Consider the following 13,017-nt stretch of genomic DNA (forward strand, 5'->3'; position numbering starts at 1 on the left):
CCTTCAAAAGTGATCCGGGGTGTCACGTTCACGTGTTACAATTGGTTAACGAATGATTCTAAGCGCGTCCCTCCGGACGGCGGGCCAGGTCCGGCCTTGCGACCCGACCAGAGAAAACAATTGGAGGCATCATGACCAAGATCACCCTGAACGGAACGGAACGGGCGTTCGATCAGGACCCCGCCATGCCGCTTCTTTGGGCCATCCGCGATCTCGCCGGCCTGAACGGAACGAAATACGGCTGCGGTGTCGGTCTGTGCGGCGCCTGCACGGTGCATGTGGACGGCAAGGCCGAGCGGTCCTGCATGTTGACCCTTGGCGATGTCGAGGGCGCGAGCGTGACCACCATCGAGGGGCTGGACCCCGACGGCAACCACCCCGTCCAGATCGCCTGGCGTGATCTCAACGTGCCGCAATGCGGCTTCTGCCAGACCGGTCAGATCATGCAGGCCGCCTCGCTGCTGACCGAAAATCCCAAGCCGAGCGACGAGGAGATCCTGACCTCGATGGCCGGCAATGTCTGCCGCTGCGGGTGTTACCAACGAATCGTCAACGCCGTCCGCCTTGCCAGCACGGGGAGCTGAATCATGCTGAAATATCTTGAACCCATGACCGAACCCCCCAACCGCGAGGTGCATCTGGCAAAGGTCACGCGCCGCGGCTTTCTGGGCACGGCCGGCGTCTTCGCGCTTGCGGCCTATGCCATGCCCGCCGACGCCTTCGAGACCTACCCGACCGGGGCCACTGAAATGCCCCACGGCGTCGTCGACGATCCGCTCGTCTTCGTCTCGATCGACGCCGATGGCACGGTGACCCTTGTTGCGCACCGTTCCGAGATGGGCACCGGATCGCGCACCTCGATCCCCATGGTCATGGCCGACGAGATGGAGGCCGACTGGGACCGGGTGAGGATCGTGCAGGCGCCGGGCGACGAGCCGAAATACGGCAATCAGGACACGGACGGCTCGCGCTCGATGCGGCATCACATCCAGGCCGCCCGCAAGATCGGCGGCTCGGTCAGGACCATGCTTGCCCGCGCCGCGGCCGCCGAATGGGGTGTGGACCCCGCCGAGGTCACCGTCGAGATGCACGAGATCCGGGGCCCCGCCGGCCAGACCGCCGGCTTTGGCGACTTCGCCGAGGCGGCCATGGCCCAGCCCGTGCCCGCGCATGACGAGATCGCCTACAAGACCGAGGACCAGTTCCGCTATATCGGCAAGGGCGAGGTGCAGATCACCGACCTGCATGACATCACCACCGGCGCGGCCGTTTATGGTGCCGATGTCGTGCTCGACGGCATGAAATTCGCGGTCGTCGCGCGGCCGCCCGTGGTGGGCGGCCGGGCCACGTCCCATGACGCAACCGAGACGCTGGCCGTCCCCGGGGTCGAGAGCGTGCACGAGTTGCCCTATGGCGGGCTGGCGATGAAGTTCGCGCCATTGGGCGGGATCGCCGTGGTCGCGTCCAACACCTGGGCCGCGATCGAGGGCCGCAGGAAGCTGAAGGTTGAATGGGCGGCCGGAGAGCACGGCAGCTACACCTCAGGTCCCTACATGGATGAGATGATCGCGACATCCGAGGCCCCGGGCATGCCGGCGCGCGATCAGGGCGATGTCGACAGCGCCTTCGCCAATGCCGCGAAGCGCGTCGTCCGGACCTATACCCAGGCGCATATCGCCCATATCCCGATGGAGCCGCCCGCGGCGATCGCCAGTTATACCCCCCAAGGCCTCGAGATCTGGGCCCCGGTCCAGAGCCCCTACACCGCGCGGACCGATACCGCCGCCGCGCTGGATCTGGACCCCGAGAAGGTCCGGGTGAACGTGACGCTTCTGGGGGGCGGTTTCGGCCGCAAGTCCAAGGGCGATTTCGTGACCGAGGCCGCGCTGCTGTCGCGCGAGGTCGGCGCGCCGGTGCGCGTGCAATGGACGCGCGAGGACGATGTGAAACACTCGTTCTACCACACCATCTCGGCGGAACGGATCGAGGCGGCGATAAACGCGGACGGTCGCGTGACGGGCTGGCTTCACCGCTCGGTGGCGCCGTCGATCCTGTCGACCTTCGCGCCCGACAACGGCACGCCGATGCCGCTGGAACAGGGCATGGGATTGACCGACGTGCCGTTCGACATCGCCAATATCCGCTGCGAGAGCGGCAAGGCGTTCGCGCATACCCGGATCGGCTGGTTCCGGGCGGTGTCCAACCTGCCGCATGCCTGGGCCATAGGGTCTTTCGTGGGCGATCTCGCGCAGGAACTGGGCAAGGACCAGAAGCAGATGTGGCTCGATCTCATCGGCGCGCCGCGGACCCTCGACCCCAAGGCGGCTGGCCTGCCGGACGATTTCTGGAACTATGGCGAACCCATGGCGGAGTTCCCGATCGAGACCGGGCGCCTTGCGCATGTCCTGAACGTGGCCGCCGACGGCATCGGTTACGGCAAGGACCTGCCCGAGGGCGAGGGCATCGGCCTCGCCGTGCATCGCAGCTTCGTCTCCTACGTCGCCTGTGCCGCGCATGTGAAGATCGTGGACGGCCGGATCACCGTGCCGCAGATGCACATGGCGATCGATTGCGGCTTCTGCGCCAATCCCGAACGGGTGAAAAGCCAGATGGAGGGCGCCGCGGTCATGGGCATGACCAATGCGCTGCATTCCGGGATCACGTTCGAGAACGGGGCCGTGGTCGAATCGAATTTCCACGATTACGACGTGGTGCGGTCGGACAACTATCCAGACGTCGTGACGCATATCGTGCCGCATCCCTTCGAGGTGCACGCAACCGGCGTCGGCGAGCCTGGCGCGCCGCCCGTCGCCCCGGCCATTGCCAACGGCCTCTTCGTCGCGACCGGAGAGCGGCGGCGGGCCCTTCCCATGGGCACGCAAGCCTGAGCGCGCGCCGGGTGTTCTCCACTTCGGCCGAGCCGCGGCCGGTCGGACGCATTTGCGAACGATCATTCGGGCCGGTACCGCGGGGCGCTGTCTGACGTCGGGGCCCGTGGGACGGATTTGATTTTTTCGTGACGGAGGGTTTCCGGGTCATCGCAGCCACCAAGGAGCGAAGATGAACAAGAACCGGAGGACCGCGCAGGCGACATCCGGACCATCGAAGGGCTCGGCGGACAAGCTGGTCAAGGGGATCACGCGCAAGACCCGCGAACAGTACTCGGCCGAAGAGAAGATCGGGATCGTGCTGGCGGGCTTGCGCGGCGAGGAGAATGAGACCTTGTCCGCCATTGGTCCGAGGACAATGGTCGAATGCCGACCTGGGCCGCCGTGAGGGGTAAGGAGGATCGGAAAACGATCCGGGGGATCGTTGTCCCGACGCACGCGAGCGCCTGTACGACACGTGGTCGAAGGAGTTCCTCGAGGCGGGCAGGCAACGGCCGGCCGGCGATACCGTGCGTCAGGCGAGCGCGCCGGAGGTCAAGGAACTGCGCTCGGAGACGACAGCGTTGAAGGAGGTCGTTGTCGATCTGACCCTGGAAAACCGTTCGTCGGGGAATTGATCCCTCCAACTTTATCGCGGAATCATCGGCTTACGGGACCCTGAAGGCGGAGGATCTGATCACGGTACCGGCGCATGTCGTTATGAAGGCAGCAAATGAGGTCCGGGACAGGACCACACGGCCCGACGAACCTTGGCAGACGGACGTCACCTACCTCAAGGTCTTTGGGTGGGGCTGGGTCCACTTGTCGACGATCCTCGACGATCGCAGCCGCTACATCATCGCCTGGAAGCTCTGCACGACGATGAAGGCCGAGGATGTGACCTCCACGCTGGACCTGGCCCTGGACGTGTCGGGCTGCGACAGCGCCACCGTGATCGCCAGACCGAGGTTGTCGAGCGACAACGGCTCATCTTGCATCGCGGGCGATCTGGCCGATCATCTCGAGGACAAGGGCATGGAGCATGTCCGCGGGGCGCCGTACCACCCGCAGTCCAGGGCAAGATCGAACCGTGGCACCAGACCATGAAGACCCGTGTTCTGCTCGAGCATTATTTCCTTCCCGGCGATCTCGAACGCCAGATCGGTGCCTTCGGAGAGTACTACAACAATCAGCGCTACCACGAGAGCCTGGGAAACCCGACACCCGCCGATGTCTACCTCGGCCGCGCTGAGCAGATCCTGAAACTGCGAGAAGAGATCAAACGCAAAACCATGCTCAAGCGGCGCTTGCACCACGAAATTGAGAACACGTAACATCAGTCACCCAAGGACCAGAGCCTCCAATACCAACCAAGCCCAGATCTCCCCAATTATCTGACGACGGACATCCTGTGCCGATATGACCGAACCCAGTGACAGTGCCAGGAACGCGTAGCCTGTGGACATAATCGTGTTATTGAAACCAGTGGTCATTGCGCTGTGGCAGCACGCCCAAGGGCCGGGCAGGCCTCCCCTTTGCGAGGTAAGATATCCGGCAAGCCACGTGGCCGAAAAGCAACACGTCTGCAGGCCCTCATGTGCTTGCGCGCCACCAGCGTCTCAGCCAAGCATCGACCCCGTGTATCGAGCCATGCTCCGGGCGCGGATTGAGCCCGGAATTCACCAGTGGCTCATGCGCTTGATTGACGCCGCAAACTGGCACATGGTCGGCGGGCAGTCATGTCCCCGAAACCGGTTGGCTGTCGTGACGATCAACCAAGGCAGGTAGCGACATGAGCGGATTACTGGCCCTTTTCGACGATGTGGCGGCGATCGCGAAGCTGGCCGCGAGCCAGCTGGACGATGTCGCGGCGCAGGCCGGCAAGGCCGGGACCAAGGCCGCGGGCGTGGTGATCGACGACGCGGCGGTGACGCCGAAATACGTCACCGGGCTGCCGGCGGCGCGCGAATTGCCAATCGTGTGGACGATCGCGCGGGCCTCGGTCTTCAACAAGCTGGTGATCCTGTTGCCCGCGGCGCTGTTGCTGCAAGCCTTCCTGCCATGGATGCTGACGCCGCTTCTGATGCTCGGCGGGGCCTATCTGTGTTTCGAGGGGGCCGAGAAGGTCTGGCACCTGATCGTCCCGCACAAGGAGCATGGCCCCCAGCAGGCGCAGACGCTGGAGGCGGCGCATCTGGAAGAAAAGCGCGTGAAGGGGGCGATCAAGACCGATTTCATCCTCTCCGCCGAGATCATGACGATCTCGCTGGCGCAGCTCGACATAGACGTCTTCTGGATCCAGGCGCTGGCACTGGCGGCGGTGGCCATCGCGATAACGGCGCTGGTCTACGGGGCCGTGGCCCTGCTGGTGAAAGCCGACGATCTTGGGCTTCACCTCAGCGCGGAAGGACGCCTTGCCGCCACACGCTCACTGGGACGGGGCATCGTCACGTCGATGCCCTCGGTGATGGGGGTGATCGCCACGGTCGGCACCGTGGCCATGCTCTGGGTCGGGGGCAGCATTCTCGTGCACGGGCTGCACGATTTCGGCTGGCATTTGCCATATGAGCAGATCGCGCACATGGCGGATCTGGCGGCGGGCACGCTCGGGACCGGGCATGGTCTCGTGAGCTGGGCGGTGACGGCGGGGCTCGACGGGATCGTCGGGCTGGCCAGCGGCCTCGTGCTGATCCCGATCGTCACCCGCGCGATCGTGCCGGTCTCAAGCTGGCTGTTTCCGGAAAAGGCCTGATCGCGCGTTATTACGCTTGCGCATGAGCGTGACAGTGGCAGGGCCCGAAGCCTTTCCGGCATCGCTTGGGGAGACGTCCTTGGTCTCGAGGTCCGGGTTGACACGAATGGAGAGCGTGTAGAGCGCGTCTTGCCGATGGGTATGGTCAACCGATTACACCATCGCTAACCTGCGGTCATGGCGCAGCTGCTCATTGTCTACCACTCTCGCACCGGCGGCAGCCAACAGATGGCGAAGGCTGCCTGCGAGGCGGCTCGCGAAGAGGCGGAAACACACCTGAAATCCGCCGATCAGGCCGGGCCGGACGACCTGACGGCTGCCGACGGCTATATCTTCTGCGCCCCGGAAAACCTTGCCGCGCTCTCTGGCGCCATGAAGGATTTCTTCGATCGCTGCTATTACCCCGTTTTGGGCCGGATCGAAGGACGCGCCTATGCGCAGATGGTCTGCGCGGGGTCCGATGGCGAGAATGCCGCCCGCCAGATGGCCCGCATCGCGCAGGGCTGGCGGCTGCGCGCGGTGCAAGACCCGCTGATCGTCTGCACCCATGCCCAGACCCCGGAAGCGATCCTTGCGCCCAAGACCATCCCGGATGAGGAACTGATGCGATGCCGAGAGCTCGGTCAGGCGCTGGCTGCCGGTCTAGCCATGGGGATGTTCTGATGGGCCGATCGGAACCGAACGCGCGTCATGACGGGTGATGTATTCTTGACCATGGTGTCAAGTGCGCCGTTCCTGGGGGGGCAACTCGGAACTTGAAGTCATTACAGCGTCGCCATTGATGACTGAATCGGGGGGATTGAACGAACCCGCTGACGCGGGATGGGCGTCGCTATTGGTGGAAATGGCCTCCTGATGAGAAGGTTTGGTTGCTGAGACCAACCTTTGATCAGGAGACCATTCCATGGCTGATGCCACACCAGCGGTAAGCCCGCTACGCCGCCGTATGATCGACGACATGACGCTTCGCAACCTGTCGCCGGCTACACAGCGATCATATCTAAATGCTGTGACCAAATTTGCCCGATACTTCAACCGATCACCGGATCAACTGGGTTTGGAGGATGTTCGGGCTTTTCAGGTTTACTTGGTATCACAAGGCATTTCCTGGCCAGCGCTCAACCAGACGGTCTGCGCCTTGCGCTTTTTCTACGGTATCACCCTGAACCGGGCGGAGATCCCCGAGCGGATCGCCTATGCGCGCACGCCGCGCAAGTTGCCGACCATTCTGAGCGCTGACGAGGTCGTGCGGTTCCTCGAGGCGGTGCCGTCCCTGAAGGCGCGCGCCGCACTGACCACGGCCTACGCTGCTGGGTTGCGCGCCTCGGAGGCGGTCAGTCTGAAGGTCGCGGATATCGACAGTGATCGGATGGTGCTACAGATCCGCCATGGTAAAGGCGCCAAAGACCGCACGGTCATGCTTTCGCCACAGCTTCTCAACATCTTGCGAACCTACTGGCGTCTGGCGCGGCCGTCAGGCTGGCTGTTTCCCGGGCGTGGCAATAAGCCCATCGATGTGCAGGTGCTGCACGCAGCCTGTCGATCCGCGACCAAGGCGGCAGAATTGACCAAGAAAGTCAGCGTACACACCTTGCGACATAGCTTCGCGACCCATCTTCTTGAAAGCGGTGTCGATATCCGCGTCATCCAGGTGCTGCTTGGCCATAGTAACCTGTCGACCACTGCGCGCTACACGAAGGTAGCCACGACGACGATCGCGAAGACGCAGAGCCCGTTCGATCGCCTGAGCCTGGAGGTGGTGCCACCCGACTGAGGGGGGGCGCTATGCCATCCGGCTTGGAGGTGTCGGATATCTTCCGCCGCCATGGCCCCGCTTACGTTCAGGCTCACGACGGCCACCTCGGACGCGTGGAGCGCCGCGTGATGTCGGCGATCGAACTGTGCCGGACAGCCGCGCTCGGCGGCCATGTCGAGGGCTGCCGGGCCTGCGGTGCGGTGCGTGTCGCCTATAATTCCTGCCGCAACCGGCACTGCCCCAAGTGTCAGGGTGCGGTGGCGCGCGACTGGCTCGAGGCGCGGGCGGGCGACCTTCTGCCGGTGCCTTATTTTCATGTGGTCTTCACGCTGCCCCCCAAGATTGCATCCATAGCCTTCCAGAACAAGAAGGTCGTCTACAACATCCTGTTCCGGACAGCCGCCGAGACGCTGCGCATCATTGCCGCCGACCCCAAACATCTCGGTGCCGGGATCGGTCTCATCGCGGTGCTGCACAGCTGGGGTCAGACCCTGAGTTATCATCCCCATCTCCATTGCATCGTTCCGGGCGGCGGCCCGTCACCCGATGGCACGCGCTGGATCGACTGCCGCCCCAACTTCTTCCTGCCAGTCCGGGTGCTGTCACGTCTGTTCCGTCGGCTGTTTCTTCAGGCGCTGCGCACTGCCTTCGAGGCCGGACAGCTACAGTTCTTCGGCGATATCGCGGAACGCGCCCACCCGCAGGCCTTCGGCCGGCTGATGACGTCAGCCGGTCGTCAGGACTGGGTGGTTTATGCCAAACCACCCTTCGGCGGGCCGGAACAGGTGCTGGTCTATCTGAGCCGGTATACCCATCGTGTCGCCATCGCCAATTCACGTCTGGTCAGCATGGCAGATGGCAAGGTGACGTTCCGCTGGCGTGACTATCGCCATGGTCGTCGGCCCAGGACGATGACCCTTGATGCCGGAGAGTTCATCCGGCGCTTTCTTCTTCATACCGTGCCGGACAGCTTTCACCGCATCCGCCATTATGGCTTCCTCGCCAACGGGCAGCGTGTTGCCCGCATCACGGCGTGCAGAGCGTTGCTGGCCAACCAGGCGCAGGAGGTCGAGAGCCGTGCTAAACCCGCAATGAAGGCGGCCCCTGCCGCGCGGCCATGCCCCTGTTGCGGTCGATCAATGGTCAGGATCACCGTATGGTATCACGGCCAGGCCCCGCCCGAGTGGGCATTCCGGAACGACAGTTCATGATCGACCAGGACAAAGAACCGCTATCCTACCGGCCGCCCGCCTCCATGCAGACCGGCCCGATAGATCACGTGCCGAAGCCTCCGTTGCCGCTGTTCCAGCCGCTAAGCAACAACACTTGCCTGCGAACCGTACCGGTTTCGCGACCCCTTGCGACCAGCCAGGATCCCAATAGTCGACTGTTCGATGCCATTCATCGACCCGCTCGCCCTCGCGGTTATCACGCCAGGCCAACGCCGGAGCCACAATCCCCATAGCCCAAAACCTGCCCGCGGGTTCGCTCAATCCGGCTTCAATGAGGTCTGCCGGGCACCCGTGTGGCAGCATCAGCGTTGCGCACGCAGACCTCACAGAACCCTCCAGATTCCCAAGAAGGCGTTTTTCTGATTCCTTCCTCCCTGGGAGGAGGTCAGATGAGCAACGCACTTTCGATGGACTTGCGCGTCCGTTTCAAGCGGCTGATGGGTGATGGCATGCGCGCGGCGGGAGCGGGCAAGGTTTTGCTGCTCAGTCCTGCGACGGCGGCCAGGTGGGGCAAGAAGGTCCGCAACGGCGAGCCACTGGAGCCGCTGCCATCCGGCGCGCGTAAAGGCAGCGGCAAGCTTGAGCCCTTCGTCGGGTTCTTCGTGGAATTGATCGAACAGGACCCGGACATCACCTTGGTGGAATTACAGGCGGCGTTGCTGACAACTCATGAGGTAGCGTGCTCGACAAGTGGCATTGATGCGCTGCTGCGTCGCCGCGGGTACACATATAAAAAAAGGGCTGATCGCCCGGGAACGCGAAAAGCCTGCAGTGCGCAAGGCGCGACATGACTGGGCTCGGCGACAAAAAGTCATGCGGATCCATCCCGAGCGTCTGATCTTCCTCGATGAAACCGGCACAGACACGAATATGACCCGCGCCTATGGACGGTGCCTCAAGGGCCTGCGCCTCAAGGGGAGCGCCCCGTTCCGGCGGTGGGGGAACCAGACCCTGATCGCGGGCTTGTCGTGCGAAGGCATCGTCGCGCCATGGGTGATCTCGGGCGCAATGGATCGCGACGCCTTCGACGCATACGTCGAGAAGGTCCTGATCCCGGAACTGGAGCCCGGATCCGTCGTCATCCTCGACAACCTGGCCACTCACAAGAGCGAGAAGGCGGCCGGACTGCTCAAGGCAAATGGCTGCTGGTTCCTGTTCCTGCCTGCCTACAGCCCCGACCTCAATCCCATCGAAATGGCCTTCTCCAAGCTCAAGGCTCATCTCCGGCGCATTGGAGCAAGGACCTTCAGCCAGCTCATCGAGGCCATCGGTGAAATCTGTGATCTCTTCATACCCGACGAATGTTGGAACTTCTTCAAGGCCGCAGGCTATGCCTCATGAATAAATGGAAACGCTGTAAAGACCTGTATTCGTCTGGCATTCTTGTCGCGCGTGATCTGAACGCTCCGGTCCACCGGCCGTCGGACTGGCGCGATCGGGTTCTCATGGCGTCGGAAAGCGCCCGGAACGAGCGCGAGAGGGATGACCGTGACGAGGAGATCGCGCGGCTCCATGCCGAGGTGGGCGAGATCACCATGGCCAACGAGTTGCTGTATGCCAGGATCGATAGACTGGAGGGCGGGCGCCCTTTGGCCCGTCGGAGGCCTTGAGACCAGTCGCGCAGCGATCATTCGATCCGGGGGATGGAATCAAGCGCGAAAAGGCCCGAGGCAGGCGAAGAAATGAGGCGGGCGCATGCGAACCCCACGCGGCGGCGCTACGGAACGGCGCGGGTCTGCGACCTCTGGAAGATTCCCCGGGCCACGGTGTATCGGCACCGCGTCCCGAGTAGCACCGCCGCCAATGACACGCAGCCACCCCGCCGTCATCGCGTCCTCCCCGTTTTCCGGGGAGGGCTATCGGGCGATCTGGGCGCGGCTGCGGGTTCTTGGCATCCGCACCGCTGCTCGCCGTGTGCGGCGGGTCATGGCGGAGAACGACCTTCTGGGGGGTGTCCTGAACTTTGTGTATCCGGCCCGGCCCATGCGGTTTCAGATCCTCGAGCGTCGAAGCGCTCGCCGAACATCATGGCGAACTGGTTGCGGGCTGCAAACCATTCCCGGACATTGCGGTTGCCGTTCTCGAAGGTTCGGATGGCGAGGTAGATCAGCCTTGTCGCGGCCCCGTCGGTCGGGACGGACCCGCGCGTCTTGATCGATTTCCGGATTGAGGCGGATCAGAAAACGGTCCGGGGGGACTGTTTTCTGATCCTCGTCACCCCGGAACCTCGCGCTGGCCGTCGCGGCTGACGCCGCGGGCGACATGCATCGCCTTGGTCTTGACCGTCCGGCTGTCGGCATCGCGGATCTTCACCCGCGTCGCCATTGTCGCTCGGACCAATGGCGCGACAATGGCGACCGTCGAAGCTCACGATCGGAGACATCCGGTCCGGCGCGCGGCTCTGCCAGTCGCGGACCTCGTCGAGCACCGCGTCGGCGACGCGGCTGATCAGGTCCGGCGAGACCTTCAGGCCATGGTGATCGAGCAGGTGGGCCTGGATGTCTCGGACCGTCAGTCCGGCGGCATGGAGCCCGATGATCTCGTCATCCATCCCACAGGTCCGGGTCCGGCCCTTCTTCACCAACTCGGGCTCGAAGCCGCTGTCGCGGTCGCGGGGCACCGCCAGCGGCATCCCGCCGTCCTGCCCCTTCAGCACCTTGGTCGAGGCGCCATTCCGGCGGTTGCCCTGACCCGGCGGCGCTTCCTTGCCATCTTCATAGCCAGGATGCGCCGTCAGCTCGGCGACGGGCATCCGCTCCATGAGCTTGACCTTCAGCTCTTTCATCAGCCCGGCGTCCCCGAGCAGCATATCAAGGAAGGCAAATACGCCTTCCACTGGACGCGGCTGTCGTACAGGCGGTTCCGCGACAACGAGGTCCGGCTGCACCTGCACGCGCTCGCCTAGAAACTGGCCACCTTCCTGCGGTGCATCGAACTACCCGAGGAAATTGCCGACTGGTCGCTCACCAGCCTGCAACTCAAGCTGATCAAGATCGGGGCCCGCGTCGTGCGCCATGCCCTTGCGATCACCTTCCAACTCTCCGAGGCCGCGGTGTCCGGTCCGATGGTGCGCACCGTTCGCCGCCATTCACCGACTGCGAGCGCCACCGTCATGCGCGTGACAGCGTTTCCGGTTCAAACTCGACGAATGCGGCTCAACGGGTCCGCCCAGAACGCTGAAGAACACCTCAGGCGGCCGAGGATGACCCGGTCGCTCGGCCTGAGCCACCCAACCGCGCGACTGCGCGAGGCCAATCGCCATGCAGCGCATAAACGCTTGATCTCATGGCCTCGTCAGGCATTCTTGACGCCATCCGGCCGGACACTTGGGGAATGCCGGCTAGGATTTCCTTGCCCGCGATCTTGCACCGCTCCCCGAAAAAGAAACCACTCCAGTGAACCCGGGTCGCGTCACGTCTCGGAACTGCACGTCGTGCTCGAAGGCAAACGCCAACCTGTTGCGTCCGATGCTGCATGGCGGCGCCTGCTGGCACGCGGCCTGTCCAAAGCGCTCAAAACGGCACCGGGCCGAGGCGGTCATGCTTCGGCTAGACCTCGTCAAGCCTGTCGCCACTATCGTAGGAAAGTAAACCCGATTTTGGTCAAACTGCCGGGATCGCATCCACGATCTGGGCTTCTCAACCGTCTCTTCGATGCGCTCGCCGCACCGAAAAGAGCCTGACGCAAGCGCCCCGACACCCTCAACATCACTGCAGATCACCCAACATTCCAGTACCCGCCCGGCTTGCCACCCGGCGCCGAAATCGATTCCGCGCAACAGATCCCAGACCCGCGAAACCGAGCCCCTGAACAGAAGACTGCAGCTTCATGAATTATCTGGGATAGACGTTCGCGAAGGATTTTTTCAAAAAGCCTCTTGTGCGCTGCCCGCCTTTTGCCTAGTACGCGTCTGACAATTGGCCCGTTCGTCTATCGGTTAGGACGCCAGGTTTTCAACCTGGAAAGAGGGGTTCGACTCCCCTACGGGCTGCCATTTCCGCAATGTTTCCAATATTTTTCGTCCACGTAGGCCTGAAAATGGACCACGCATCTTGGGCCGTGGTCCACCTTTGGAAATTTCGACCCGCCGGGACGCTGCCGATGCAGCCTCTCGGCGCCGGAACCTCTTGGTGTAGACGGTGGCGGTCCTCGCCTACGTCCAGCCGAAGGCGGCCATGAGTTCGTATTCGGAGGCGCCGAGTTCCGCCATCAGTTTGGCAACGCCCTTCCGAATCCCGTGCTGTGAACGGGTGGCCTTTTTTTCGGGACCTTCCGCTTGCCCTTACCGACATAGATCGGGTTCCCCTGCTCATCTTGCGCATTCCGACACATTCGATCACGTGTTCCGACGACATATGATCAGCCATTCCGACGTATCCGATCACCGCGAGATGACGCCGTCGGGCGTGG

General features: G+C 63.4%; 9 protein-coding genes, 1 tRNA gene and 3 pseudogenes. 12 read left to right on the forward strand and 1 reads right to left on the reverse strand.

Features of this window, described 5'->3' with window-relative positions; genetic code table 11:
- Nucleotides 1-131 precede the first annotated feature (131 nt).
- The 10 genes and pseudogenes from V8324_RS11945 to V8324_RS11985 all read left to right on the forward strand — a co-directional run bounded on the left by V8324_RS11945 (nt 132) and on the right by V8324_RS11985 (nt 10,217).
- The gene (locus V8324_RS11945; RefSeq protein WP_336420160.1) at nt 132-584 is read left to right on the forward strand and encodes a (2Fe-2S)-binding protein; all 453 of its coding nucleotides are present in this window, start codon (nt 132-134) and stop codon (nt 582-584) included.
- A gap of 3 nt (nt 585-587) precedes the next feature.
- Nucleotides 588-2,888, forward strand: coding sequence for a xanthine dehydrogenase family protein molybdopterin-binding subunit (locus tag V8324_RS11950; protein ID WP_336420161.1), 2,301 nt, complete (start codon nt 588-590; stop codon nt 2,886-2,888).
- Between the two features lie 172 nt (nt 2,889-3,060).
- Nucleotides 3,061-4,201, forward strand: a pseudogene (locus V8324_RS11955) (transposase).
- A gap of 458 nt (nt 4,202-4,659) precedes the next feature.
- On the forward strand, nt 4,660-5,619 hold the full coding sequence (locus V8324_RS11960) for a DUF808 domain-containing protein (RefSeq protein WP_336420162.1): 960 nt from the start codon (nt 4,660-4,662) through the stop codon (nt 5,617-5,619).
- 177 nt (nt 5,620-5,796) lie between these two features.
- On the forward strand, nt 5,797-6,282 hold the full coding sequence (locus V8324_RS11965) for a flavodoxin family protein (protein ID WP_336420163.1): 486 nt from the start codon (nt 5,797-5,799) through the stop codon (nt 6,280-6,282).
- Nucleotides 6,283-6,523: 241 nt separating this feature from the next.
- A complete protein-coding gene (locus V8324_RS11970) occupies nt 6,524-7,393 on the forward strand; it encodes a tyrosine-type recombinase/integrase (protein WP_336420164.1) in 870 nt (289 codons plus the stop codon).
- Nucleotides 7,394-7,404: 11 nt separating this feature from the next.
- Complete coding sequence (locus V8324_RS11975) at nt 7,405-8,586, forward strand: IS91 family transposase (protein WP_336420165.1); 1,182 nt, start codon at nt 7,405-7,407, stop codon at nt 8,584-8,586.
- Between the two features lie 410 nt (nt 8,587-8,996).
- Entirely contained in the window at nt 8,997-9,398 is a 402-nt protein-coding gene (locus tag V8324_RS22395) for a transposase (protein WP_442970523.1), read from the forward strand.
- A 22-nt stretch (nt 9,399-9,420) separates the two neighbouring features.
- Nucleotides 9,421-9,948, forward strand: coding sequence for an IS630 family transposase (locus V8324_RS22400; protein WP_442970524.1), 528 nt, complete (start codon nt 9,421-9,423; stop codon nt 9,946-9,948).
- Complete coding sequence (locus V8324_RS11985) at nt 9,945-10,217, forward strand: hypothetical protein (RefSeq protein ID WP_336420166.1); 273 nt, start codon at nt 9,945-9,947, stop codon at nt 10,215-10,217. The genes V8324_RS22400 and V8324_RS11985 overlap by 4 nt, the downstream gene beginning before the upstream one ends.
- Before the next feature lie 392 nt (nt 10,218-10,609).
- On the opposite strand, the pseudogene V8324_RS11990 reads toward V8324_RS11985, so the two are convergent.
- Nucleotides 10,610-11,416: pseudogene (locus V8324_RS11990) on the reverse strand (transposase); the annotation flags it as partial.
- Here V8324_RS11990 and V8324_RS11995 point away from each other — a divergent pair.
- Nucleotides 11,399-11,729: pseudogene (locus tag V8324_RS11995) on the forward strand (transposase); the annotation flags it as partial. The pseudogenes V8324_RS11990 and V8324_RS11995 overlap by 18 nt on opposite strands.
- Before the next feature lie 797 nt (nt 11,730-12,526).
- Nucleotides 12,527-12,601, forward strand: a tRNA-Glu gene (locus V8324_RS12005).
- The last annotated feature ends 416 nt before the right edge of the window (nt 12,602-13,017 follow it).

The organism is Roseovarius sp. D22-M7, from assembly GCF_037083785.1.
GTDB lineage: Bacteria > Pseudomonadota > Alphaproteobacteria > Rhodobacterales > Rhodobacteraceae > Roseovarius.

Bases quoted from the DNA above. Each gene is read 5' to 3' on its own strand.
- V8324_RS11950 (WP_336420161.1), top strand. From the start codon at position 588: ATGCTGAAATATCTTGAACCCATGACCGAACCCCCCAACCGCGAGGTG.
- V8324_RS11970 (WP_336420164.1), top strand. From the start codon at position 6,524: ATGGCTGATGCCACACCAGCGGTAAGCCCGCTACGCCGCCGTATGATC.
- V8324_RS11975 (WP_336420165.1), top strand. From the start codon at position 7,405: ATGCCATCCGGCTTGGAGGTGTCGGATATCTTCCGCCGCCATGGCCCC.
- V8324_RS22400 (WP_442970524.1), top strand. From the start codon at position 9,421: ATGCGGATCCATCCCGAGCGTCTGATCTTCCTCGATGAAACCGGCACA.
- V8324_RS11985 (WP_336420166.1), top strand. From the start codon at position 9,945: ATGAATAAATGGAAACGCTGTAAAGACCTGTATTCGTCTGGCATTCTT.
- V8324_RS11965 (WP_336420163.1), top strand. From the start codon at position 5,797: ATGGCGCAGCTGCTCATTGTCTACCACTCTCGCACCGGCGGCAGCCAA.
- V8324_RS11945 (WP_336420160.1), top strand. From the start codon at position 132: ATGACCAAGATCACCCTGAACGGAACGGAACGGGCGTTCGATCAGGAC.
- V8324_RS22395 (WP_442970523.1), top strand. From the start codon at position 8,997: ATGAGCAACGCACTTTCGATGGACTTGCGCGTCCGTTTCAAGCGGCTG.
- V8324_RS11960 (WP_336420162.1), top strand. From the start codon at position 4,660: ATGAGCGGATTACTGGCCCTTTTCGACGATGTGGCGGCGATCGCGAAG.